The organism is Streptomyces sp. NPDC048291, from assembly GCF_043201715.1.
GTDB lineage: Bacteria > Actinomycetota > Actinomycetes > Streptomycetales > Streptomycetaceae > Streptomyces.
In genome coordinates this window covers 56,123-80,132 of the sequence record NZ_JBICZC010000021.1, presented here as the reverse complement: position 1 = coordinate 80,132, position 24,010 = coordinate 56,123, and the positions used below count along the sequence as shown (strand labels likewise).

16 protein-coding genes are annotated in these 24,010 nt (G+C 72.0%); 9 read left to right on the top strand and 7 right to left on the bottom strand.

Annotated elements, in window-relative coordinates; translation table 11 throughout:
* From ACGF5O_RS44115 to ACGF5O_RS44095, 5 genes are all read left to right on the top strand, one after another.
* Window positions 1-1,851 carry a glycoside hydrolase gene (locus ACGF5O_RS44115; protein WP_393815587.1) on the top strand — a complete coding sequence of 617 codons (1,851 nt, stop codon included), beginning with the start codon at window positions 1-3 and terminating at the stop codon, window positions 1,849-1,851.
* A gap of 260 nt (window positions 1,852-2,111) precedes the next feature.
* Window positions 2,112-3,377 (top strand): ABC transporter substrate-binding protein, encoded by a 1,266-nt coding sequence (locus ACGF5O_RS44110; RefSeq protein ID WP_393815586.1) that lies wholly within the window; start codon window positions 2,112-2,114, stop codon window positions 3,375-3,377.
* Window positions 3,378-3,397: 20 nt separating this feature from the next.
* Window positions 3,398-4,366, top strand: coding sequence for a carbohydrate ABC transporter permease (locus ACGF5O_RS44105; protein ID WP_393815585.1), 969 nt, complete (start codon window positions 3,398-3,400; stop codon window positions 4,364-4,366).
* A complete protein-coding gene (locus ACGF5O_RS44100) occupies window positions 4,363-5,229 on the top strand; it encodes a carbohydrate ABC transporter permease (protein WP_393815584.1) in 867 nt (288 codons plus the stop codon). Before ACGF5O_RS44105 ends, ACGF5O_RS44100 begins: the two co-directional genes overlap by 4 nt.
* 36 nt (window positions 5,230-5,265) lie before the next feature.
* A complete protein-coding gene (locus ACGF5O_RS44095) occupies window positions 5,266-8,133 on the top strand; it encodes a glycoside hydrolase family 2 TIM barrel-domain containing protein (RefSeq protein WP_393815583.1) in 2,868 nt (955 codons plus the stop codon).
* A gap of 13 nt (window positions 8,134-8,146) precedes the next feature.
* Here ACGF5O_RS44095 and ACGF5O_RS44090 read toward each other — a convergent pair whose 3' ends face one another.
* The 3 genes from ACGF5O_RS44090 to ACGF5O_RS44080 all read right to left on the bottom strand — a co-directional run bounded on the left by ACGF5O_RS44090 (window position 8,147) and on the right by ACGF5O_RS44080 (window position 12,944).
* A complete protein-coding gene (locus tag ACGF5O_RS44090) occupies window positions 8,147-10,018 on the bottom strand; it encodes an ArnT family glycosyltransferase (RefSeq protein WP_393815582.1) in 1,872 nt (623 codons plus the stop codon).
* A gap of 175 nt (window positions 10,019-10,193) precedes the next feature.
* Window positions 10,194-11,975 (bottom strand): bifunctional sugar phosphate isomerase/epimerase/4-hydroxyphenylpyruvate dioxygenase family protein, encoded by a 1,782-nt coding sequence (locus ACGF5O_RS44085; RefSeq protein WP_393815581.1) that lies wholly within the window; start codon window positions 11,973-11,975, stop codon window positions 10,194-10,196.
* 87 nt (window positions 11,976-12,062) lie between these two features.
* Window positions 12,063-12,944, bottom strand: coding sequence for a shikimate dehydrogenase (locus tag ACGF5O_RS44080; RefSeq protein WP_393815580.1), 882 nt, complete (start codon window positions 12,942-12,944; stop codon window positions 12,063-12,065).
* A gap of 157 nt (window positions 12,945-13,101) precedes the next feature.
* Here ACGF5O_RS44080 and ACGF5O_RS44075 point away from each other — a divergent pair, with 157 nt between their 5' ends.
* From ACGF5O_RS44075 to ACGF5O_RS44065, 3 genes are all read left to right on the top strand, one after another.
* Window positions 13,102-13,767, top strand: coding sequence for a TetR/AcrR family transcriptional regulator (locus tag ACGF5O_RS44075; RefSeq protein ID WP_393815579.1), 666 nt, complete (start codon window positions 13,102-13,104; stop codon window positions 13,765-13,767).
* 198 nt (window positions 13,768-13,965) lie between these two features.
* Window positions 13,966-15,327 carry an MFS transporter gene (locus ACGF5O_RS44070; RefSeq protein WP_393815578.1) on the top strand — a complete coding sequence of 454 codons (1,362 nt, stop codon included), beginning with the start codon at window positions 13,966-13,968 and terminating at the stop codon, window positions 15,325-15,327.
* 201 nt (window positions 15,328-15,528) lie between these two features.
* Window positions 15,529-16,530, top strand: a complete 1,002-nt coding sequence (locus ACGF5O_RS44065) for an acyl-CoA desaturase (protein ID WP_393815577.1) — start codon at window positions 15,529-15,531, stop codon at window positions 16,528-16,530.
* Window positions 16,531-16,667: 137 nt separating this feature from the next.
* Here the strand turns inward: ACGF5O_RS44065 and ACGF5O_RS44060 are convergent, their stop codons facing one another.
* Genes ACGF5O_RS44060 through wecB form a run of 4 tightly spaced genes read right to left on the bottom strand, consistent with a single transcriptional unit; the run spans window position 16,668 to window position 22,414 of the window.
* Window positions 16,668-18,854, bottom strand: a complete 2,187-nt coding sequence (locus ACGF5O_RS44060; protein ID WP_393815576.1) for a glycosyltransferase — start codon at window positions 18,852-18,854, stop codon at window positions 16,668-16,670.
* Window positions 18,851-20,683: a hypothetical protein gene (locus tag ACGF5O_RS44055; RefSeq protein ID WP_393815575.1), complete on the bottom strand. Its 1,833-nt coding sequence runs from the start codon at window positions 20,681-20,683 to the stop codon at window positions 18,851-18,853. Before ACGF5O_RS44055 ends, ACGF5O_RS44060 begins: the two co-directional genes overlap by 4 nt.
* Entirely contained in the window at window positions 20,683-21,333 is a 651-nt protein-coding gene (locus tag ACGF5O_RS44050) for a class I SAM-dependent methyltransferase (protein ID WP_393815574.1), read from the bottom strand. The genes ACGF5O_RS44055 and ACGF5O_RS44050 overlap by 1 nt, the downstream gene beginning before the upstream one ends.
* The gene (gene wecB, locus ACGF5O_RS44045; RefSeq protein ID WP_393815573.1) at window positions 21,326-22,414 is read right to left on the bottom strand and encodes a non-hydrolyzing UDP-N-acetylglucosamine 2-epimerase; all 1,089 of its coding nucleotides are present in this window, start codon (window positions 22,412-22,414) and stop codon (window positions 21,326-21,328) included. Before wecB ends, ACGF5O_RS44050 begins: the two co-directional genes overlap by 8 nt.
* 101 nt (window positions 22,415-22,515) lie before the next feature.
* Between wecB and ACGF5O_RS44040 the strand changes: the two genes are divergently transcribed.
* Window positions 22,516-23,937, top strand: coding sequence for a glycosyltransferase family 4 protein (locus tag ACGF5O_RS44040; protein ID WP_393815572.1), 1,422 nt, complete (start codon window positions 22,516-22,518; stop codon window positions 23,935-23,937).
* Window positions 23,938-24,010 lie beyond the last annotated feature (73 nt).

The window sequence follows — 24,010 nt, the reverse complement described above, 5'->3', positions numbered from 1 at the left end:
ATGCACGTGTCACACCCCCATCGCAGGAGATCGGTCCTCCTGACGGCCGCGGCCGCACTGGCCGTCGCCGGGCCCCTGACAGCCGCCCCGCCCACCTCGGCCGCCACCGCCACGGCATCCGCCGCCGAGGTCTCCCCGCACGCCGCCCAGACCATCGACGACATCGGCGCCTCGGGCGCCTGGTGGGTCAACGACCTCCAGCACTTCTCCCCCAAGGTCCAGGCCAGGGTGGCGAAACTGCTCTTCTCCAAGCAGGGCCTGGACCTCAGCTCGTACCGCTACAACATCGGCGGTGGCGGGGCCGCGGTCACCACCCCGGCCCGGGCCGCCGAGGACTTCCTGACCTCCGGCGGCTCGTACGACTGGACCAGGGACAAAGGCGGCCGGACGTTCCTGACGTACGCGGCGAAGTACGGCGTCGAGGACCTGATCGGCTTCGTCAACAGCGCGCCCGCCCGGTGGACCACCAACGGGCAGAGCTGCGGCGGGCAGTTGAAGGCCGAGGACGAGAGCGCCTACGCGAACTACATCGCCGACGTCACCGACCACTTCGCCCGCCAGGGCGTGAAACTGGACTACATCAGCCCCTTCAACGAGCCGGACAACGACTTCGGTTCGTGCGGCCAGGAGGGCATGCAGGTCACCGTCGACCAACGCGACGACATCGTGCGGGCGTTGGGCGCCGAGCAGCGGGCCCGGCAGCAGAAGACCTCGGTCATCGCCGACGAGTCCAGCCAGACCACCCAGTTCGTCTCCGAACTCCCGCAGTGGATCTCGCAGCCCGGCACCGCGCAGTACGTGTCCGCGCTGGCCCACCACACCTACAACAACCCGGGCGACGGCCAGCTCGGCAACGTCTACGAGACGTCGAGGACGGTCGGCCAGAAGTCCTGGGCCAGCGAGATCTGCTGCTTCGGCAAGGGCTCCACGGGCTGGAACCAGGAGTACGACCCGTCCATCGACAACGCCCTGCTGATGTCCCGGATCATCTACAAGGACTTCGCGAGCGCCCACGACTCGGCCTTCCAGTGGTGGGTGGCGCTGGCCAGCGGCTACGGCACCGACCCGTACGCGAAGAACGACGTCGGCTGGAACGACGGCCTGGTCTACTACGACCCCGACTACGCGACGAACGGCAACCAGACGCTGTACTTCACCAAGCGGTACTACGCGCTCGGCCAGTACAGCAAGTTCGTCAGACCCGGCTCGGTCGCGCACAACGTGACCGGGGCGCCGGACGGGGTCGAGGTGTCCGCGTACGACAGCGGCGGCAAGTGGGTGGTCGTGGTCAACAACCACAACACCACCGACACCCCGCTGAGCCTGCACTTCAACAACGCGGCACCGGCGAAGGCCAGGCAGGCGGTGCGCACGTCGGCCACCGAGGACTGGGCCGACGTCGCGAAACCGTCGGTGAGCGCGGGGACGGTGTCCGCCACCCTCGCGGCCCGCTCGGTCACGACGTACGTCTTCGACCAGAAGGGCCACGGCAGTTCAGCCGTGACCGGCGCGCTGGCCGGCAGGCAGTCCGGCAAGTGCCTGACGGCGGACGCCTCCGGGGCCGCGCTCGCCACCTGCACGGGCGCCGCGGACCAGTCCTGGTCGTACCGGGCCGACGGCACCCTGAAGGGCCCGAACGGCTATCTGACGGCGTCCGGTTCCGGTCTGACGGCCACCGCGGAGCCGACCGGTGACGCGAGCCAACGCTGGCTGCTCAACGCCAACGGGCAGATCCTCGGCGAGGCGTCCGGCAAGTGCCTCGACGTCAGCGGGCAGGCCACCGCCGACGGCAGCAAGGTGATCCTCTACAGCTGCAACGGCGGCGCCAACGAGGCCTGGACCAGGCAGTAACCGACCGGCTCCGCCCGGACCGAGGGCCGCCGGCCACCCCCTGACCCGGCGGCCCTCAACTCGCTCCGCTTTCGCACCTGTTCGTCATCCCGAACCGGGTGCAACGTTTCGCGCAGACTTCGTCCAACCTCTTGCCGAAGCATTAGCCGAAGGTTAACGTCCCGCTCCGCGACGCATTTTCAGCCAGCCGGCTCGCGAGGTTTTCAGGGCCTTCCACAGCCGCAGCGCCACAGCCGCACTCGACAGACAAGGACGTCAAAATGTCGGCACTCAGCAACAACAACTGGTCTCGCCGGTCGCTCTTCCGGGCGGCAGCGGGCATGGCCGCCGCCGGCACGCTGGCCGCGTGCGGCAGCAACAACGGCAGAGGCGGGGGCAGCGGGTCGGGCACGCAGCTCACCCAGTACTTCCACGCCTACGGCGAGGCGGGCACCGAGCAGGCCCTCAAGCGCTACGCGGCGGCGTACAAGAAGGCCGACGTGAGCACCAACTGGATCACCGGCAACAACTTCGAGTCCGCGCTCTTCGCGGCCCTGCTCACCAAGAAGGCGCCCGACGTCTTCGAGTTCCACCCGCAGCTCCAGCTCGTCAAGAGCGGCCAGGTGGCGGACCTGAGCGACATCATCGACCCGGTCAAGGACGACTTCAACCCGAACGACATCAAGTCCCACACGGTCGACGGGAAGATCTACGGGATCCGGATGATCGACGACCCGCAGTTCTTCTACTACCGCAAGTCGATGCTGGAGAAGGCCAAGGTCGAGGTGCCCACCACCCTCGACGAGCTGGTCGAGGCCGCCGCCAAGCTGACCACCAGCAAGGTCAAGGGCGCCTTCCTCGGCAACGACTTCAGCGCGATCCAGAACCCCATCATCTGGTCCGCCGGCGCCGACACCATCGACGACAAGAACCAGATCGCCTACCACACGGACGGCGTCATCGAGGGACTGAAGACCCTCCGGAAGCTGTTCACCAGCGGCGACGTGCTGCTCGACGCCCCGACCGACTTCTGGGACCCGTCCTCGCTCAACCAGGGCCTGTGTGCCATCCAGTGGGGCGGCATGTGGTCCATGCCGGCCATGCAGAAGGCCCTCGGCGACGACCTCGGCATCTTCCCGTTCCCGAAGATCGGCAGCGCGGGCAAGCTGTCCGTCTACAACGGCGGCTGGTCGATCTTCGTCAACGCCAAGGGCGACAACGTCGACGCGGCCAAGGAGTACGTCAAGTGGCTGTGGATCGACCAGAAGCAGTACCAGGAGGACTGGGCCACCTCGTACGGCTTCCACATCCCGCCGCGCACCTCGATCGCCAGCGGGGCGACCAAGCTCAAGTCCGGCCTGGCCGCCGAGGGCGTGAAGCTCTTCACCGACTACGGACACTTCGACAACATCGCCTACGACCAGACCATGCAGACCGCCTTCGCCGAGGTGATCGCCTCCTCCGTCCGTAAGAACGGCAACCCCGAGGCGGCGCTCGACACCTGCGACAAGAAGGTCGACGTCGAGCTCAAGAAGCTGTTCGGATAGGCCCCAGGGAAGACCACGACATGTCGACCACCACCACACGCGGGGTCGCCCAGCCCGCCCCGGCCAAGGCCTCCCCGGCCCGGCCGCGGCGGGGCCTGCGGGGCAACCCGACCGTGAACTTCTGGCTCTTCACCGGGCCCTTCCTCATCGGCCTGGCGATCTTCGTCTTCGTGCCGATCGGCTGGAGCATCTGGCTCAGCTTCTTCGACGCCCGCTACACCGTCACGCCGAGCCATTTCATCGGCTTCGACAACTACAAGCAGATCCTGACCAACAGCGAGTTCCCCGACTCGCTGGTGACGTTCACCGTGTTCGCCGCGTTCATCGTGCCGACCACCTGGGCGCTGTCGCTCGGGCTCGCGCTGCTCGTGAACCAGCTGCGGTTCATGCGGGCGTTCTTCCGGTCGGTGTTCTTCCTGCCGACCGCCGTCTCCTACGTGGCGGCCGCCCTGATCTGGAAGATGTCCATCTTCAGCGGTGTCCGTTTCGGACTCGCGAACACGGTCATCGGCTGGTTCGGCGCCGACACCGTGGCCTGGATGTCCGACCCCACTCCGCCCTGGTACTGGCTGGTCATCGTGACCCTGCGGCTGTGGATCCAAGCGGGCTTCTACATGATCCTGTTCCTGGCGGCGCTCCAGAACATCCCCGGCGAGCTGTACGAGGCCGCCGCCATCGACGGCGCCAAGCGGGGCTGGCAGACCTTCCGGTACATCACGCTGCCCCAGCTGCGCGCCACGTCCACCGCGGTGATCCTGCTCCTGCTCATCGCCGCGTACCAGGCGTTCGACGAGTTCTTCAACATCGTGGGGCAGAAGGCGACCTGGGCGCAGACACCGCTCATGGAGCTCTACAAGACGGCCCTCGGCACCAGCCAGGACTACGGCGCGGGCAGCGCCGGCGCGGTCATCCTGTCGCTGCTCATCTGCCTGGTCACCCTGGTCCAGGGCAAGTTCATGGGATTCGGAAGGGGGGAGGAGTCCAAGTGACCACCACCACGCCCCAGGTCGGCAAGCGACGCAGGAAGGGCGGGGGCGTCCTCGGCAGCACGGGGCTGTACGTCGCCGTCGGCATCGCCGCCCTGCTCTTCCTGATCCCCTTCTACCTGATCGTCCGCAACGCCCTCTCCACGGACCTGGAGATCACCGGCGAGAACTGGAAGGTGCTGCCCTCCTTCCAGTGGGGCAACATCAGCGAGCTGTTCAGCGACCCCACGGTCGACTTCGGCAAGTCCATGGTGAACTCGCTGGTCGTCGCCGTCCTGACCACGGGCGGCACGCTCCTGGTGTGCTCCCTGGCCGGTTACGGCCTGGCCCGCATCCCGTACCGGCACGCCAACAAGGTCTTCTACGCGGTCCTGGCGACCCTGATGGTCCCCACCGCCGTCACCTTCGTGCCCAGCTTCGTGCTGGTCTCCTCCCTCGGCTGGGTGGACACCTACCGCGGACTCATCATCCCCGGCCTGTTCAGTGGTTTCACCTGCTTCCTTTTCCGGCAGTACTTCCTCGGATTCCCCAAGGAGCTGGAGGAGGCGGCACGCGTGGACGGGCTCGGCTACTGGGGCGCGTACTGGCGGATCGTCGTACCCAACTCGCTGAACTTCTTCGCGGCGATCGCCACGATCACCTTCATCAGCGCCTGGAACTCGTTCCTGTGGCCGCTCGTCATCGGCCAGGACCCGAGCTCCTGGACCGTGCAGATCGCGCTCTCCTCCTTCATGACCAACCAGACCGTCAACTTCCACCTGATCTTCATGGCCACCGCCATCTCCATCCTGCCCCTGGTGTTCGTCTTCCTCTTCCTCCAGCGCTGGCTGGTCCAGGGGATCGCGCAGACCGGCATCAAGGGCTGACCCGCCGCGAACACACCTCGAAAGACCTGGAGACCGATGTCTTTCCGCTCTGCCACGGCCGTCGACTACGTAGAGGACGTCTCACCGGGCTCCGGGGCCCTGCCGCCCCGCGCCTGGTACCCCGTCTCGGACGCCGAGTCCCTCTCCCTCAACGGCGGCTGGCGCTTCCGCCTGTCGCCCACGGCCGACGCCGAGGACGACGCGTTCGCCGAGCCGGGGTACGACGCCGGAGGCTGGGCGGAGGTCTCGGTCCCGGGGCACTGGGTGCTCCAGGGGCATGGCGCGCCGATCTACACGAACCACCTCTACCCGTTCCCGGTCGATCCGCCCAGGGTCCCGACCGAGAACCCCACCGGTGACCACCTGCGGTTCTTCGACCTGCCCGAGGGCTGGGACCTGGCGGACGGCGGGGCGGTCCTGCGCTTCGACGGGGTCGAGTCCTGCGCCCGGGTGTGGCTGAACGGCACGGACATCGGCGAGTTCAAGGGCTCCCGGCTGCCGCACGAGTTCGCGGTCGGGCAGCTGCTGAAGCCGGCCGGGAACGTGCTTGCCGTCCGCGTCCACCAGTGGTCGGCCGGCTCCTACCTGGAGGACCAGGACCAGTGGTGGCTGCCCGGCATCTTCCGGGACGTGACCCTGCTGCACCGCCCGGCCGGCAGCGCCCTCGACTTCTTCGTGCACGCCTCCTACGACCACGTCGACGGCGCGGGCACGCTGCGCGTCGACTCCGACGTGGCCGGCCGGGTCACCGTGCCGGAGCTGGGGATCGACGTCGCCACCGGCGAACCGGTCACCGTCCCGGTGGAGGCGTGGACGGCGGAGACCCCGCGGCTGTACGACGGGGTGCTGGCCACCGAGGGCGAGCGGGTGCCGCTGCGGATCGGCTTCCGGACCGTCGTGCTGGAGGACGGGCTGATCAAGGTCAACGGGCGGCCCGTCCTCTTCAAGGGCGTCAACCGGCACGAGTGGCACCACGAGAAGGGCCGGGCCCTCGACCCGGAGACCATGCTCGCGGACGTGCTGCTGATGAAGCGCCACAACGTCAACGCGGTCCGCACCTCGCACTACCCGCCGCACCCGGCCTTCCTCGACCTGTGCGACGAGTACGGCCTGTGGGTGATCGACGAGTGCGACCTGGAGACCCACGGCTTCACCGAGCAGGCCTGGCGGGACAACCCGGTCGACGACGACCGCTGGACCCCGGCGCTGCTCGACCGGGCCGCCCGGATGGTCGAGCGCGACAAGAACCACCCGTCGGTGGTGATCTGGTCCCTGGGCAACGAGGCCGGCACCGGGCGGGGCCTGACCGCGATGGCCGAGTGGATCCACGGCCGGGACGCGTCGCGGCTCGTGCACTACGAGGGTGACATCGACTGCCGTGACACGGACGTGTACTCCCGGATGTACGCCGACAACGCCGAGGTCGAGCGGATCGGCCGGGAACTGGACGGCGGCACCCACAAGCGCCGTCGACTCCCCTTCATCCTCTGCGAGTACGGGCACGCGATGGGCAACGGCCCCGGTGGCCTCGCCGACTACCAGCGGATCTTCGAGTCGTACGACCGGCTCCAGGGCGGCTTCATCTGGGAGTGGATCGACCACGGCATCAAGGACGAGCGGTACGGGTACGCGTACGGCGGCGACTTCGGCGAGGAGCTGCACGACGGGAACTTCGTCTGCGACGGGCTGGTCTTCCCCGACCGGGAGCCCTCCCCCGGGCTTGTGGAGTACAAGAAGGTGATCGAGCCCGTCCGGATCGACGGCGACGGCGCGGACGGGACCGTACGCGTCACCAACGGGTACGACTTCGCCGACCTGTCCGCGCTGGACTTCGAGTGGTCGTACCAGGTCGGCGGCGAGACCGTCGAGTCGGGCCCGTTGGCCGTACCGGCCCTGGCGGCCGGTGGGTCGGCGGAGGTGAAGCTGCCGGAGCCGCCGGTCGCGGCCGGCAGCGGCGAGACGCAGTGGACGGTACGGGCGGTGCTGGGAGCCGACGCGGGCTGGGGACCGCGCGGTCATGTCGTGGCGTGGGGTCAGTTCCCCGTCTCGGGGCGGCAGTTGCCGGCCTTCGCCGCCTCCGCCGGACCGGTGGCGTCCGGCGACGGGTCGATCACCCTCGGTCCGGCCGTCTTCGACGCGCGCAGCGGCGCGCTGCGGAGCATCGGCTCGGTGGCGGTGACCGGACCGCGGCTGGACGTGTGGCGGGCTCCGACCGACAACGACGACGGTGCCGCCTGGCAGAGCGACATCCGCTACGGCGCGCTGTGGCGGAAGTTCGGCCTGCACCGGATGCGCCACCGCCTGGACGCGGTGGAGCAGACCGGTGACGCGCTGACCGTGCGGACCCGGGTGGCGCCCGCCGCCTGGGAGTTCGGGCTGGTCACGGTCTACCGCTGGACCACGGACGGCAGCCGGCTCCGGCTCACCGTGTCCGTGGCCCCGGACGGGGACTGGACGGTGCCGCTGCCCCGGCTCGGCGTCCGCCTCGGGCTGACGGCGGCCGACCGTGTGCGGTGGTTCGGCGGCGGACCGGGCGAGGCGTACCCGGACACCAGGTCGGCCTCGATGGTGGGCCGTTGGGAGTCGACGGTGGACGGCCTGCAGACGCCGTACCTCCGTCCGCAGGAGAACGGCGCCCGCGCGGACGTCCGCTGGGCGGAGCTCGGCGGGCTGCGGATCGAGGGCGACCCGGAGTTCTGGTTCACGGCCCGCCGCTGGACCACCGAGCAGCTGGACGCCGCCGCGCATCGCACCGGTCTGACGCCCGGTGACACCGTGTGGGTCAACCTGGACCACGGCCAGCACGGCATCGGCTCGCAGTCCTGCGGGCCGGGTGTCCTGCCGCAGTACCAACTGCACGCCGGACCGGCCGAGTTCTCCTTCGTGTTCACGGAGATCGGCTGACCCTTCGGCGCGGTCACCCGCCGTGGCCCGGTCCGCAGCGGTACAGCGTGTACCGCGAGACCTGCACGGGCGCGCAGTGCCCGACGGCCCAGCGGACCAGGGCCCGGCCCGGGGTCTTCGCGCCCCGGGCGCGGTGGGTGAGGTCGGCCGCGGAGAGCAGGACGTAGCGGAGCCGGCCAGTGTCGATCAGGTGGTGGAAGGTGCCGGGCGCGGGGTACGGCACGTGGGCGGTGAAGCCGCCGAGCGGGAGGATGGCGGCGTTGTCCGAGAGGATGTACGGCGCCGCCATCTGCCAGCGGGGCACGGCGGCCAGGTAGCGGGCGCCGTCCCGGTGGGCGGTGAGGTAGGCGAGGACCCGCTGCTGGTCCGGGGTCAGGGCGGAGGCGCCGTTGCGGGTGGCGATGCTGCCCGGGCCGATCCGGCCGAACCCGCCGGGCTGGTTGTAGCGCAGGGACATGGCGGAAGCGGACCAGACGGTGGGGACGACCAGGACCGCCGCGAGGGCGACGGCGAGGGCGGTCCTGCGCGGACGTGGCCCGCCGACGGCGAAGAGGACCAGCGCCGGCAGGGCCAGGACCGCGGCGACACCGACCGACCAGGTGAAGAAGCGCGGGTAGTACAGGGTGAGGGCCGCGCACCAGCCGACGTTGACGGCGAGGACCGCGCACAGCACGCCCCGGCGCCGCACCCGGGTCACGGCCGTCGCGGCCAGGGCGGACAGGCCGACCGCGACCACACCCATGTAGTAGGTGTGTCCGGTCACGCTGCCGAAGCTGAAGACCAGGAAGAACGTCACCAGCCAGACGCCCCACAGCAGGTACCCGGCCAGGAAGGGATCGGTGCGTTGCGGGCGGCGGTGCCACAGGCCGTACAGCCCTGCGGCCAGGCCCAGCGCCGCCAGCGGGTACAGCCAGCCCGTCTGACTGGCCAGCCCGGGGCTGAACATCTTCCAGACGCTCTCCCCCATGCCCGTCGAGGCCCTGCCGTGCGTCCGGTCGGTGACGATGCTCCCGGTGCCGGCCGCGTCGACGCCCAGCGCCTGGAAGCGGGTCAGGAAGTTGTAGCCGACGACGAGGGCGACCGGCGCGTTGTCGGTGGTGCCGTCCAGGTAGGGGCGGGCGGCGGCCGGGGTCAGGCCGGCGACCAGCATCCAGGACAGGGACACCGCGAGCGTGGCCGCCCCGGACACGGCGAGGTCCCGGATCCGGCGGCGCAGGGTGGTCGGCGCGGCCACCAGGTAGGTCACGGCCAGCGCGGGCAGCACCGCCCAGGCCTCCAGCATCTTGCACTGGAACGCCACCCCGACCCAGACGCCCGCGAGGACGAGGGTGCGCAGCCGGGCGCGGGCGGTGGCCCGTTGGGTGGCCTCGGCGGCCAGCAGCAACAGCAGGACGAACGGCGCGTCCTCGGTGACCGAGCGGCCGAGGCCCACGGTCACCGGGGTGAGGGTGAGGAAGGCGGCGGCCAGCAGCCCGGCCGGTACGCCGGCCCAGCGCCGTACGACCACGTGCAGCAGGACCACCGAGGCCACGCCCTCCAGGGCCTGCGGGACCACCAGGGACCACGGGTGGAAGCCGAGGACCAGCGCCGACAGGGCCTGCGGCCACAGGAAGCCGGGCAGTTTGTCCAGGGTGATGGAGTTGCCCGGGTCGAAGGAGCCGTAGAGGAAGGCGACCGGGTTGTCGGTCATGCTGCGGACCGCGCTCGCGTAGAAGGAGTGGTACGCGCTGTGCCAGATGCCCCAGAAGAAGAACAGCGCGGCGACGGTGGCGATGCCGGCGAGGATCGGGCGCTCGTAGCGCTGGGTACGGCTCCGCGCCGGGGCCGGCGGGGGCGGCGGCCCCTCGACTCGGACGAGCGGCTCGGCGCTGACAGGGCTCGGCATCGCGGACGGCCTCCAGGACTCCCGGTGTCCGGGGCTTCCCAAGCGCCCCGGAGTGCTACGGCCTGTAGGACGACGGGATTCCGGCGAACGTCACGTCCGGGTTGTCAAGGAACATTCAGGATGTTCGTGAGTATTGCCCATGGAAGCTGTAAGAATCCTGAACCCCGCCTGTGTCTCACCGCCGGGTGTGCTGGGCCGCGAGGCGCACCGGGGCGTTCTGGGCGCCGTAACCGCGGTATCCGGGGTCCCGCTCGACCAGTTCGAAGAACACCCGTCCGACGGTCCGCGTGTAGCAGTGCCGGAAGACCCCGCCCGCCTCCCGGTCGTAGAGGATGTCGAGGTCGCGGTACGTCTCCAGCTCGCCGTCGGCGAACTCGTACCGGGCGGCGAGGTCGTCGTGGTAGTTGGCGGGGATGGGCAGCAGAGCGCCGCCGGCCGCCCGGAAGGCACGGGCCGCGGCGACCACGTCCGGGACGGCCAGGGCGATGTGCTGGGCGTGCAGGGTGTCGTCGGCCGGGGCCGCGCCGACCCCGAGGGCGATCCGGACGCTGCCGTCGGCATTGGTGACGGCGCGGGAGCGGAGCAGCCCGTAGGGGTCGGCGACGTCGACGCTCTCCTGGGCGTGCAGGCCGAGGACGCTGCGGTGGAAGAGGGCCGCCTCGTCGTACTGGTGCCAGGGCTGGGTGAGCGCGAGGTGGTCGATGTGCGCGGGGGTGGCCGGCGGAATGTGCGGTACGTCGGTGAAGTCTGCCCGCCAGTCGGGGAGTTCCGGATCCCGACCGGTGGCGCAGAAGAACAGTTCGGTGCCGTCGGGGGCGGCGACGGCGTCGAGCGGGACGTCCTCGGGGGCGCGGCGGCGGGGCAGCACGGGGGCGAGCAGGGCCTCGGCGCGGCGGGCGGCGGCCCGCGGGTCCGGTGACTCCAGGCCGATCGCGGCGAGCCCGGTGCCGTCGCGGCGGGCGGCGGGACCGGTGTTGACGAGGATCCGGGCCGCGCCCCGCTCCCACAGGTCGACGGGCTTGCTGCGGTGCCGGGCGGTCCTGGCGAAGCCGAGGGCGCCGAGCAGCGCCGAGACCGGTTCGGCGTCCGGCGTGACCAGTTCGGCGAACGCGACCCCAGTCGGCACGACCGGCACGGGCAACTCCCCTACCCCGAGGGCCTCCTGGAGCACCAGCAGCGAACGGTGCGCGTCGACGGCGGTCGGCCCGGCCTCGGCCTGCCGGAAGACGTCGTTGAAGACCTCAAGGGAGAGCGGCCCGTCGTACCCCGTGCGCAGCACGTGCCGCACGAGCCCGGCGACGTCGAACCCGCCCTGCCCCGGGAAGCACCGGTAGTGCCGGCTCCACTGGAGCACGTCCATGGCCAGCAGCGGGGCGTCGGCCAGCTGCAGGAAGAAGACCTTCTCCCCGGGGATGTCCTCGATGCCCTTGGGATCGGACCCCCGCGAGAGGATGTGGAAGCTGTCGAGGCACGTCCCGAGCGCGGGGTGCCCTGCCGCCTCGACGATCCGCCAGGCATGGTCGTACGTACTGACGTGCCGCCCCCAGGCGAGCGCCTCGTAGGCGACCCGGACGCCGAAGTCCTGCGCGAGCGTCGCCAGTCGGGAGAGCTGCTCGGCCGCGAGACCGTCGTCGTCGATCGCGAGCGGCGACACGGAGGAACAGACGAGCACGGTGTCGGCCCCCAGCTCCCGCATCAGCCCGAACTTGTGCCGCGCGCGCCGCAGATTGCGCGCGAACTCGTCGCCGGGGATGGCTTCGATGTCCCGCATGGGCTGATAGAGGTCGACGGTCAGCCCCAGATCGGCGCACCGGGCCCGTATCTCACGGGGCGGGAGCGGACTGGCCAGCAGATCGTTCTCGAAGATCTCCACCCCGTCGAACCCGGCCCGGGAGGCGGCGGTCAGCTTCTCGGTGAGCGACCCACTGAGCGAAACGGTGGCAATGGAAGTCCGCATGACCTTTTTCCTCACGTTCACTGCAACCCCCTGCTTTTTTTGGGGGCGCGGGGAACTGCGCGATCAACCCCCACCGGCCCGCACCCGTCACACAACCTGACCCGCCGAACTCTCTGCCAGCTCCGCGATGTCGGCCAGCATCCGCGCAGCGTCCGGCTCCCTCCCCGTGAACAACCGAAACGCATCCGCCGCCTGGAACACGGCCATCCCGCCCCCGTCCAGCACCGCACACCCCAACGCCCGAGCGGTCCGCACCAGCTCCGTCTCCAACGGCCGGTACACCACCTCGGCCACCCACAACCCGGCCCGCAGCAGCTCCGCGGGCACCGGCAGCCCCGGATGCGCGGCCATCCCCGTCGGCGTCGCATGCACCAGCCCGTCGGCGCCCGCGAGCAGCTCCGGCAACCGGTCCGGCGTCGCGGCGACCGCGCGCCCCGCGCCGAAGTGCCGGTTCAGCGAGCCCGCGAGATCGACGGCCCGGTCGGCGAGCGCGTCCACGACGGTGACCCGCTCGGCCCCCAGCGTGAGCGTCGCGTGCGCGACGGCGGCCCCCGCGCCCCCGGCGCCGAGCTGCACGACACTCTCCAGCGAGGCGTCCCGCAGCCCGCGTGCGAACGACGCCGCGAACCCGGTCACGTCCGTGTTGTGGCCGACGGCCCTCCCGTCGGCCTCGAAGACCACCGTGTTGACCGCGCCGAGCGCCTCGGCCTGCGGGGAGAGGGCGTCGAGGTGCTCGATGACCAGCTGCTTGCAGGGGTGGGTGATGTTCAGCCCGTCGAAGCCGAGGTCACGCGCCGCCCGCAGCAGCTCCCCCACGGCCTCCGGCGGAACGCCGACCACGTCGATGTCGATCAGCCGGTACACGTACCGCAGTCCCTGCCGGTCGGCCTCGCGCTCGTGCAGGGCCGGGCTGAGCGAGGGGCCGATACCGGAACCGATCAGTCCGACGAGATACGAGTCCTTGGCCACGTGGCCCTCCAGAGCGGCATAGCTAATGTACGAACTAGTACGTTAGCTATAACACCGGAGACCGCGACAGGGGAAGACCTCTCCGCGAACGCCTCCGGCGGGGGCTTCTAGAATCTCCGCACCGGCCACCCCTGCGAAGGCACCCGATAGGAACCCGATGACCAGCGTCGACGAACCGGCACAGACCAACGGACGGCTCCGTGACGCCGCCCGCACCCAGGCCGAGATCCTCGACGTGGCCACCCAGGAGTTCGCCCGGGCCGGGTACGACGGGGCCCGCGTCGACGAGATCGCGGCCCGCACCCGCACCACGAAGCGGATGATCTACTACTACTTCGGCGGCAAGGAGCAGCTGTTCACGGCGGTCCTGGAGCGCGCGTACGGCGTGATCCGCGAGGCCGAGCAGCAGCTGGACGTCGAGCATCTGGACCCGGTGGCGGCCATCCGCCGGCTGGCCGAGCTGACCTTCGACCACCACGAGCAGCACCCGGACTTCATCCGGCTGGTCAGCATCGAGAACATCCACGGCGCCGAGCACATCGCGGCCTCCGAGAAGCTCGGCAGGATGGGCTCGCCGGCCCTTGAGGTGATCCGCCGGATCCTGGCCGCCGGGCAGGAGTCCGGCCTGTTCACGGCCGACGTGGACGCCGTCGACCTGCACGCGACGATCAGCTCGTTCTGCTTCTTCCGGGTGGCGAACCGGGCCACCTTCCGCGCCCTCTTCGGCCGCGACCTGGTGGACCCCGCGCAGCGCGCGCACTACCGGACGATGCTCGGCGACATGGTGATCGCCTACCTCACCGCGGAACGGGCGGCGGACTGACCGTCGCACCGGAGTGTCCGGCACGACCTCTTGACACCGGGGAAACGCGAGCGCAACATCCGTACCCATCGCGACTAACTACCCAGTGGGTTAATTAGCACCCGGCCCCTGGTCCGCCGACCCCGTCATCCCTGGGAACCGGCCTTCTCCCCCGCCGCTCACTCCGCCTACGTTGGAGTTCCCCGAAGGAGCACCGCCGTGCCCGTCCCCGCCCAGCCCGCCGCCACCGCCGTTCCACCGGGTGGCCAGCCGAAGAAGGCCGCTCTGGCCGCCTGGATCGGCAGCGCCCTGGAGTACTACGACTTCTTCATCTACGGCAGCGCCGCCGCGCTGATCTTCCCGAAGGTCTTCTTCGACGAGTCGGACCCGGCCAACGCGACCCTGCTCTCGCTGGCCACGTTCGGGGTGGCGTACGCGGCCCGCCCGGTCGGCGCGCTGTTCCTCGGGCACTTCGGGGACCGGATCGGCCGCAAGAAGATCATGGTCTTCACGCTGCTGCTGATGGGCCTGTCGACGTTCCTGATCGGCTGTCTGCCGACCCGCGCCCAGGTGGGCGGCCTGGCTCCGGTGCTGCTGGTGCTCTGCCGGGTGCTGCAGGGCATCTCGGCGGCGGGCGAGCAGGCCAGCGCCAGCTCGATGACTCTGGAACACGCGCCGCCGCGCCGGCGCGGCTTCTTCACCAGCTTCACGCTCGGCGGCACGCAGGGCGGTCAGCTGATCGCCACCCTGGTCTTCATCGCGGTCTCCCAGCTGCCCGAGGACCAGCTGATGTCCTGGGGCTGGCGGGTGCCGTTCTGGCTGAGTGTCGCGGTGGCCGTGGCCGGCTGGTTCATCCGGCGCAGGCTCGAGGAGACCCCGGCCTTCGCCGAGCAGGCGGCGGGCGAGGGTGTCGTACGGCTGCCGCTGGTGACGCTGGTGCGCTACCACTGGGCGGACGTGCTGCGGGTGGTCGGGGGCGCGCTGATCGCCTCGGTGAGCACGATCTTCACGGTGTGGGCGCTGGCCTACGCGACGAGCGACTCGGTCGGGATGTCGAAGACGTCGATGCTGTGGGTGGGTGCGCTGGCGAACCTGGTGGCGCTGGGCGCGATCCCGGCGTGGGCGACGCTGTCGGACCGGATCGGCCGGCGGCCGGTGTACCTGATCGGGGCGGTGGGCAGCGCGGTGGCGATGTTCGGCTACCTGTGGGCGATCTCCACCGGCTCGTACCCGCTGATCATGCTGCTCGGGATCGTCGCCTTCGGTGTCGTCTACAGCGCGGCCAACGGTGTCTGGCCGTCCTTCTACGGCGAGATGTTCTCGACCCGGGTACGGCTGTCGGGCATGGCGATCGGCACCCAGATCGGCTTCGCGGTGGCCGGGTTCGCGGTGACCTTCGCGGCGCAGATCGCGGGTCCCGGCGGCGACGACTGGTCGGCGGTGGCGCTGTTCACGGCCGCGCTGTGCGTGCCGCCGGTGATCGCCGCGCTGTCCGCCCGTGAGACCCACACGGTGGCCACGGAGGACCTCGGGTCCCGCACCCCCCGCGAGGCGTCCCGGCCGGAGACCGTGACGGCCTGACCCTCGTCCGCCGTGCGATGCAGGCACACGTCCGCCCGGGCCGGCGCCCGGGCGGACCGTCGCCGTCCGGCTCGAAGGAGATTTGGTCCCACGCCGTTCACACCCTGGACATGAGCGATGACCTGCGGCGATGCCGTTCGGTGCGATCGTGGGCGGTAGGCGGCACCGTGTCCGACATCCTTGAGCAACGGCGGGGAACCGATGAGCCCGAGCACAGCTGACCGTTCTGAACAGACCGTCACCGAAGGCGACGCCGGCACCGCGGCCGGGGTCAAGCCGCTCCTGGACGCCCCACAGAACGCCGCGGCGGGCGTCGCGATGTGGATCTTCGTGGTCGGCCCGCTGCTCTGCCTGGTCGTCGCGGTGCCGCTGCTGTGGGGGCGGGGCCTGTCGGCCCTGGACGTCACCATGGCCGTGGTCGCCTACCTCGTGTCCGGCTTCGGCCTCACGGTCGGCTACCACCGGCTCTTCACGCACCGCTCGTTCAAGGCGAAGCGGGGTCTGCGGATCGCGCTGGCGGTCGCGGGTTCGCTGGGGGTCGAGGGCTCGCCGGTGCAGTGGGTGGCCAACCACCGCCGCCACCACGCCTTCGCCGACCGCGAGGGCGACCCGCACTCGCCCTGGCGCTTCGGCACCGACACCCGCGCGCTGCTCAAGGGGCTGCTGCACGCGCACATCGGCTGGATGCTCAAGCGCGAGCTGAGCAACCGGGCCAGGTTCGCGCCCGACATCGACGCCGACCGCGACCTGCGGCTCATCGGCCGGCTCTTCGGGCCGCTGACCGTCGTCTCCCTCCTCGCCCCCGCGCTGGTCGGCGGGCTCGTCACCGGCACCTGGGCCGGCGCGCTGACCGGGTTCTTCTGGGCCGGGGTGATGCGGATGGCCCTGCTGCACCACGTCACCTGGTCGGTGAACTCGGTCTGCCACGTCGCGGGCAGGCGTCCGTTCGCCAGCCGGGACAAGGCCACCAACTTCTGGCCGCTGGCTCTGCTGTCCTTCGGCGAGAGCTGGCACAACTCGCACCACGCCGACCCGACGGGCGCGCGCCACGGTGTCCTGCCGGGCCAGATCGACCCGTCGGCCCGCCTGATCCGGATCTTCGAGAAGCTGGGCTGGGCCCACGACGTCCGCTGGCCGAGCCAGGACCGCCTCGGCGCCCGCCTGCTCCCCGAGCCGGCCGGCCGCCAGGAGTCGGCGGCCTGACGGCTCCCCGGACAGCGCGTCACCCACCGCTGACGACGCGTCACCCGCGCGAAGGACGACGAAGACCCCGTGCCCGGCGAGACCGCCGGGCACGGGGTCCGCACGCGCCCGGCGGTCTCGCCGGGACTCAGGCGGACTCACCCGGACACCAGCAGCTCCGTCCAGTCCTCCGCCACCCGCTCCAGCGAGAACCCCTCCCGCACCTGTTCGCGGGCCGTCGCCCCGGCGGACCGCCAGTCCTCCTGCTCGGCGAGCCCGGCGATGGCGTCGGCCATCGCCTGGGGGGTGTCGTGGATCCAGCGCCGGTCGTAGATCTCGTCGGCGCCCGGCCACGGCAGCAGCGCGGGTACGGCGCCGGAGGCCATGCCCTCGGCCGGGGAGAGGTGGAAGCTCTCGTCGTCGCTGGTGGAGAGCACATGGCCGATGCGGCGCAGCCAGTTGGGGACGTCTGGGCCGAACTGGTCGAAGACGACGGCCCCTTCGAGGAGCGGCGAGGTCTGCATGCGGCGCAGGATCGCGTCGTAGTGCTCGCGTTCCTCGGGCTTGTTCCAGATCCACCAGTACTCCCACGGCGGCTTGGACTTGACCGAGAGGTGCCAGCGCCGGTCGCGGGCGCGGAGCGCTTCGAGGACGTCGAGGCCGAGGTCGAGGCGTTTGCGGCTGGGCGCGATGCCGATCATGCCGAGGCGGTGGCGGGCGCCGGGCGCCTTGGGCCGGTCGAGCTGGTCGACGTCGACCCAGTTGCCGATCGTGGTGATCTTCGCGGCGGGCCAGCCGGTGCGGTCCCGGGTGGCGCGGGCGTAGTAGGGGCTGACGCACACCACCCGGTCGACGTTGTCGATGTCGACCTGGCGCGGGTATCCGGCGTCGAGTTCGAAGCGGTGCAGGCGCACGATCAGCCGGCTGCCGCGCCGCTTGTGGCGGCTGTACCAGATGGCCGCCGGGCCGCACCATTCGACGACCACCACGTCGGCCCAGTCGGCGAGTTCGCGGCTGGCGGCGGCGTCGTGCCGGGCGAGCGCGGGCCAGGCGTCGATCCGGACGTCGAGGTCGGGCAGCGCGCCGAGGTGGTCGAGGAGGCGGGTGAGGAACTTCAGGTCGTGCCCTGCGACGCCGACCCGCAGCGGGCGGGCCCGGGTGGCGACGGCGGCGGGTGCGGCGGGGAAGGCGCGGTCGAGGTGGCCGCGCCAGCGGGTGGCCGCGGCCTCCATGGTGTACTCGCGGGCCGCCGCCGCGCACCGGTCGGCGGCGAGCTGCCGGGCCGCGGTGTCGCGTACGGCGAGAGCGACGGCGTCCGCCGCGTCCGCGAGGCCGGCGGTGCCCGGCACGAACAGGGGGTAGTCGGCGCCGAGCAGGGCCTCGTGGGCGGGGGTCCGGTTCAGCACGACGGGCAGCCCGAGGGAGCCGAACTCCAGCACCTTGGTGGAGAGTTCGAGGCTGGCGTCGAGGGAGGCGTCGCGCCAGCCGAGGCCGAGGTCGCAGTCGGCGGCGAGGCGCATGGCCTCCTCGCGCGGCACGCCGCCGTGGTGGACGACCTCGGGGGTGGTGCGCAGCGCCTCGGCCATGGCGGTGTCGAAGCCGGGGTGGCCCGGATCCTTGTGGATCTTGTCGCCGACGGCGTGCAGTTCGGTGCGGATGCCGCGTTCGGCGAGCATCGCGGGCAGCCGGGTCATGGGCAGGGTGTTCCAGCGGGGCGCGAACTTGCCGGTATAGACGAGGCGTACCGGATCGTGCAGGCCGCTGCGGGCCGGGACCGGGAAGCCGGGCTCGGGCACCGCGGGCGGGCAGAGCACGGACCGGCCGCAGGCCTCCGGCACCCAGGCCTCCAGGAAGCAGCGCAACTCCTCGGTCTGGCAGAGGAGTTGCCGGGAGGCGGCGGCGATGCGGGCGAGGTCGGCGCGGGCCTCCTCGGTCATGTCGGCCGGGGACTGCGGGATGTCGGTGAGGTAGGCCCAGATACGGCCGTCGAAGGCGCCGTCCCCGACGATCTGCTTGACCAGCCGGCGGCCGCGCAGCACCAGCAGGTCGCAGGGCTCCTCCGCGTCCAGTCGGGCGAGCAACTGCGAGGCCTGGAACGGCGAGAGGGGGTGCGCGCCCTGGCCGGGGACCAGGTGTTCCTCGTAGGGCCGCACCACGGTGACCCCGGGCAGGCCCGCGAGCGGGTCGGTCAACCGGCCCGTCTCGACCGGGGCCTTGAGGACGAGGCGGGTCCGGCAGCCCGCGCGGGAGAGTGCCTGGACCGTCGACTGGGCCCAGACCGCGGAGCCGTCGATGAGGTTGAGGTCCACGTCGCCGTAGACGAGCGCCCTGAGGGTGCGGGTCATGACGGTTCCTTTCCACGCACGGCGAACAGGCGGTGCCCGGCCCGCGACCAGCTGTCCTGCGGGGTGCCGGAGTCCAGGAGCGAGCGGCGCACGAGCAGCGGTCTCAGGGCCGGTACGAAGGCGTAGTCGTCGGCGGCGGGGGTGTGGCCCACCGCGTCGGCGCCCGAGAACTCCTGGGCGCAGAGCAGGTCGAGCAGGAGGGTGTCCGGGCGGTCCTCGGTCAGGTCCGTCCAGTCGGCGACCCAGGGTGCGGTGGGGGGCCCGGCGTGCACGGCGACCGAGGCGGCGGTGAGTTCGTCGAGGGCGAGGCCGGCCGGGTCGGCGACGACCACCTCGGCCGGCCGGTGCAGCTGGCCGAGCGCCTGGGCGACGAGCCGGGCCACGTCGGTGGCGTCCCGGGGCGCGGCGAGGACGGCGATCCGGCGCTCCGCAAGGGGGTCGGGGCCGCCGGTGAGGGCCGCGAGCCGGGCCAGCCGGACCCGGGGGCTGTCCTGCACGAAGACGTCCCGGAGCCGGTCCCGGCCGTCGGTGACCGGGTCGAGGCGGAAGAGCGCCGTGCCGGTGTCGCCGTCGAGGACGGTGTCCCAGGGCAGCAGGGACAGGCCCGGGGCGGACGACGCCGGGCCGTCCCGCCACAGCACGGCGGTACGGCCCAGCCCCCTGGCCTGGGAGACCAGTTCGGCGAGCCGCCGGTCCAGGTCGGGGGCGAGTCCGGTGCCGGTGAGCGACCAGGGTCCGTCCTGGGCGGCGCAGGCGCTCAGCTGGACGAGGAGGACGTCCGGGTCGGTGCGCTCGACGAGCAGCCGACCGTCGTGCGGCAGCACCCGGCTGACCACGGCGTCCGCCGCGAAGTCCCGGGCGGTGCGGTCGGTGAGCACGCCGGTGATCACCAGCCGGTCGCGGGGGGCCACGGACAGGGCGCGGTGGGCGAGGTGGAAGCGGTCGTCGGCCTGCGCCTCCGGCGCGAAGGCGGAGGCGGCCGCGGAGGCGGAGGCGGTGGTCCGGAGGCCGGCGGGGCGGCCCTTGGCCTTCCGCTGCCGCCACAGCCCGTACAGCTCGCCCGGCAGCCGGGCCGCGCGGCGCTTGGGCGACCGGGCAGCGGAGACCAGTGCCTTGCCGACCCGGAGCGAGGTGGAGCCCTCCAGCATGGCCACCCGCGCCTCCAGTACGCCGGTCCGTTCCCGGGCCCGGCGCAGCGCGGAGGAGAGCTGGTCCTTGTCCCGGACGGCGGCGGCGAGCCGTTCGGCGAGGCCGTCCTCGCGGGCGCTCTCCAGGGCGCGGGCGGTCTCCTCGGCGGCCCGCTCCAGGTCGATCAGGCGGGCCCGCTGGGAGCGGGAGACGAAGTCGGCGAGGACGTACTCGTCGGCGATGCGGAGGGCGGTGGCGAAGCCGTCGGCCGGCAGCGGGTGGCCGAACCAGTCGTGCGGCGGCAGGAGTTCCTCGGTGCAGGCGAACACCGCGCCGGCGTGCAGGTGCGTGTAGCCGACCGGGGCCGCGTGCAGCACCTGGCAGCGGTGTGCCACCAGGGCGTCCAGGAGCCGGTGGTAGGGCAGGTCGGTGCCGGGGTGGCCGAAGACGATCAGGCCCCGGCCGCCGGGCCGCATCCGCTCCAGCGCGGCCAGGCAGTCCGCCTCCGCGCCGTGCAGGGCGAGGTCGGGGCCGTAGCAGAGGAGCATCAGCTCCCCTTCGCCGACGGGTTCCCCGTGCCGGCGCAGTTCGACGCCGGGCGGCAGGTGCAGGTAGGGGTCCAGACGCAGGCCGCCGCTCGTCGCGTCCACGACCGAGGTCACGTCGTCCAGGTGCGGGTGGAGCAGATCGGTCAGGCGCATCAGCGGGTCCTTGTGAAGACGTGGAAGCCGACCCGGTTCTCGCGGAAGCCGTAGGGCCGGAAGAGGGTGTGGCTCAGGCCCAGGGGATCGAGTTCCTCGCGGTAGGCGGCGAGCGGGCGGTGCAGGATGTAGTCGCCGCGCGGGACGGGTGCGTCGGTGTTCTCGTCGGTGACGATCAGCCGGCCGGTGATCCGGACGAGCGAGGCGAGGTTGCGCAGGCTCGCCGCCCACTGTGCGTCGTCCAGGAGGTGGAAGAGGACGTCGACGCACATCACCACGTCGTAGAGCCAGGGGCTGCGCCACTCGTCGAGCCCGGCGACGGCGTAGCGGGGGCCGCCGCCCTCGGTCCTGGCGTGGGTGACGGCCGCCTCGCTGGCGTCGAAGGCGTCGACGTGGTGGCCGCAGCGGGCCAGCGAGCGGGCGAAGTGCCCCTTGCCGCAGCCCGCGTCGAGGACGAAGAGCGGGGCGGCGGGGCTGGACAGGTCGCCGATCAGGGTGAGGAGCTGGCCGAGCCGGATCGCGTAGAAGATCTCGTTGCCTGGCCGGTCCAGGCCGATGTGGCCGCCGGAGGCGAGGTCGTCGCGTTCGCGGTGCCGGGTGTCCCAGTAGGTGAGGGGGGCTTCGGGGTAGGTACGGGTGGCGTCAGTCATGGCGCTCCAGCCACTCGGTGAGCACGCGGGCGATCCGGGGGCCGGCCTTGCCGTCCCACAGCGGTGGTCCCTCCGGGTCGGCCGCGGCCCGCCCGTCCAGGACCTTGCGCAGGGCGGGCACCAGTTCGCCGTGCCGGACCAGGCGGTTGGTGCCGTGGGTGACGGTGACCGGGCGTTCGGTGGTGGTGCGCAGCGTCAGGCAGGGCACGCCGAGCACGGTGGTCTCCTCCTGCACGCCGCCCGAGTCGGTGATCACGGCGGCGGCGCCGCGGACCAGGCCCATGAACTCGACGTAGCCGAGCGGTTCGAGGAGGTGGATGCCGGGCGCGTCGGCGAGGCCCGCCCTGCGCAGCGCCGCCTGGCCGCGCGGGTGCAGCGGCACCGCGAGGTCGAGGTGGGTCGCGGCCTCGGTGAGGGCGCGGGCGGCGGCCTCGGCGGCCTCGGGGTCGTCGACGTTGGCCGGGCGGTGCAGGGTGACCACGCCGTACCGCTCGGGCAGCGCGTGGGCGGCGCGGGCGGCGGCCGGGTCGAAATGCTCCAGATGGGTGAGCAGGGTGTCGATCATCGGGTTGCCGACGAAGTGCACCCGGTCCGCGGCGACGCCCTCGCGGGCGAGGTGGCCGACGGCTTCCGGGCTGGTGACGAAGAGCAGCTCGGCGAGCTGGTCGACCAGGCGCCGGTTGACCTCCTCCGGCATCGCCATGTCGAAGCTGCGCAGCCCCGCCTCGACATGGGCGACCGGGATGCCGAGCTTGGCGGCGACCAGGGCCGCGGCCAGGGTGGAGTTGACGTCGCCGTAGACGACGACCAGGGCCGGGGCGCGGGCCAGCAGCTCGCCCTCCAGGGCCACCAGGAGGTCCGCGGTCTGCCGGGCGTGGCTGCCGGAGCCGACGCCGAGGTCGGTGTCCGGGGCGGGCAGGCCCAGCTCCCGGAAGAAGACGTGCGACATCCGTTCGTCGTAGTGCTGACCGGTGTGCACGAGGACCTGGTCGTGCCCGGTCGCGCGCAGGGCGGCGACGACGGGCGCGGCCTTCACGAAGTTCGGCCTGGTCCCTACGACATGGAGTACGCGGCCGTTCATGTCGTACGTTCTCCGCTCTGTCGGCCTACCTTGGCGACATGGCCCGACGTCCGTCTCTTCGCCTGCCGCGCCGTGTTTCCCGGATCCCCCGTGCACTCAGCTTGGCCGCATCCGTCGCCTGGGGCGAGTTGCGGCAGGACCCCGCCCGGGCCGCGCTGCTCGGCGTGCGGCTGCTGCCGGGGCGGGTGCGGCGCGGGCTGCGGCCCGTGGAGCAGCGGCTCGCCGCCCGGGCCCGTACGGCCGGGCCCACCGCCGGCCCGTCCGCCGCCCGGGTACCGGCGCCCGCCGGGCGGGCGGTGCGGCCCGAGCCGGGCCGGGTGCTCCATCTGGTCACCAACGGGCTGCCGTTCAGGCACGCCGGCTACACCGTGCGCACCCAGGCGCTCGCCGAGGCCCAGCGGGCCGCCGGGCTCGATCCGCACGTGGTGACCCGGATCGGGTTCCCGGTGGCGCAGGGCGTGCTTGACGCCAGTCCGTGGCAGGTCGTGAACGGGGTGCCGCAGCACCGGCTGCTGCCGTACGGGCTGCCCTACGGCCAGGGGGCGGTCCTGGCCCGCAACGCCGAGCTGGCCGGGCGCCTGGTGGAGCGGCTGCGGCCCGCCGTGCTGCACGCGGCCACCGACCACGGCAACGGGCGGGTGGCGCTCGCCCTGCGGGAGACCTACGGGCTGCCGGTGGTGTACGAGGTGCGGGGCTTCCTCGAGGAGACCTGGCTGACCCAGGCGCCCGGCCGCGGCACGGACGACCCGTCGTACCGGGCCCGGCGCGCCCTGGAGACGTACTGCATGCGCGGGGCGGACCTGGTGCTGACGCTGGGCACGGCGATGAAGGCCGAGATCGTGGGCCGCGGGGTGCCCGCGGAACGGGTCCTGATCGTGCCCAACGCGGTGGACGACGCGTTCCTCGCGCCGCCGCCGGACGGGGCGGAACTGCGCGCCCGGCTCGGCATCGCGGCGGACGACTTCGTGGTGGGCACCGTGAGCACCCTTACTCCACACGAGGGAATCGGCACATTGCTCCATGCGGGTGCCGAGCTGCGCCGCCGGGGGGTCCCGCTGCGGCTGCTGATCGTCGGCGACGGGCCCGAGCGCGGGCGGCTCCAGGCGCTCGCCGAGCGGCTCGGCCTTGCCGCCGGCGCCGCCCTGTTCACCGGTCGCGTGCCGCACCGCGAAGTACGCGCCTACCACGCCGTTCTCGACGTCTTCGCGGTGCCGCGCACCGACGAGCGGGTCTGCCGTCTGGTCACCCCGCTCAAGCCGGTCGAGGCGATGGCGAGCGGTCTTCCCGTGGCGGCCAGTGATCTCACGGCCCTGCGCGAACTCGTGCAGGACGAGGTGAACGGGCGGCTGATCCCGCCCGGATCTCCACAGGCTTGGGCAGAAGCTCTCGAAGTATTGCTTTACAGTCGAAAAAGGCGGGACGAATGGGGAGAGTCCGCCCGCGCGCTGGTGGCGCGTGAACGCACCTGGAAAAGGGTCGCTGCCACGACCCGAGAGGCGTACCGCGCTCTTGGATGTGTCTGAGACCCCGCGCCCGGAACCACTGCTCACCGTCCGGGCCCTTCGGATCCATACGGCGTCCGCAGTTGCTGCCGTC

Excerpts from the sequence above, each read along its gene's own strand:
- ACGF5O_RS44060 (WP_393815576.1), bottom strand. The coding sequence starts at position 18,854 with ATGACCCGCACCCTCAGGGCGCTCGTCTACGGCGACGTGGACCTCAAC.
- ACGF5O_RS44050 (WP_393815574.1), bottom strand. The coding sequence starts at position 21,333 with ATGACTGACGCCACCCGTACCTACCCCGAAGCCCCCCTCACCTACTGG.
- ACGF5O_RS44115 (WP_393815587.1), top strand. The coding sequence starts at position 1 with ATGCACGTGTCACACCCCCATCGCAGGAGATCGGTCCTCCTGACGGCC.
- ACGF5O_RS44110 (WP_393815586.1), top strand. The coding sequence starts at position 2,112 with ATGTCGGCACTCAGCAACAACAACTGGTCTCGCCGGTCGCTCTTCCGG.
- ACGF5O_RS44105 (WP_393815585.1), top strand. The coding sequence starts at position 3,398 with ATGTCGACCACCACCACACGCGGGGTCGCCCAGCCCGCCCCGGCCAAG.
- ACGF5O_RS44055 (WP_393815575.1), bottom strand. The coding sequence starts at position 20,683 with ATGCGCCTGACCGATCTGCTCCACCCGCACCTGGACGACGTGACCTCG.
- ACGF5O_RS44065 (WP_393815577.1), top strand. The coding sequence starts at position 15,529 with ATGAGCCCGAGCACAGCTGACCGTTCTGAACAGACCGTCACCGAAGGC.
- wecB (WP_393815573.1), bottom strand. The coding sequence starts at position 22,414 with ATGAACGGCCGCGTACTCCATGTCGTAGGGACCAGGCCGAACTTCGTG.
- ACGF5O_RS44075 (WP_393815579.1), top strand. The coding sequence starts at position 13,102 with ATGACCAGCGTCGACGAACCGGCACAGACCAACGGACGGCTCCGTGAC.
- ACGF5O_RS44090 (WP_393815582.1), bottom strand. The coding sequence starts at position 10,018 with ATGCCGAGCCCTGTCAGCGCCGAGCCGCTCGTCCGAGTCGAGGGGCCG.
- ACGF5O_RS44085 (WP_393815581.1), bottom strand. The coding sequence starts at position 11,975 with ATGCGGACTTCCATTGCCACCGTTTCGCTCAGTGGGTCGCTCACCGAG.
- ACGF5O_RS44095 (WP_393815583.1), top strand. The coding sequence starts at position 5,266 with ATGTCTTTCCGCTCTGCCACGGCCGTCGACTACGTAGAGGACGTCTCA.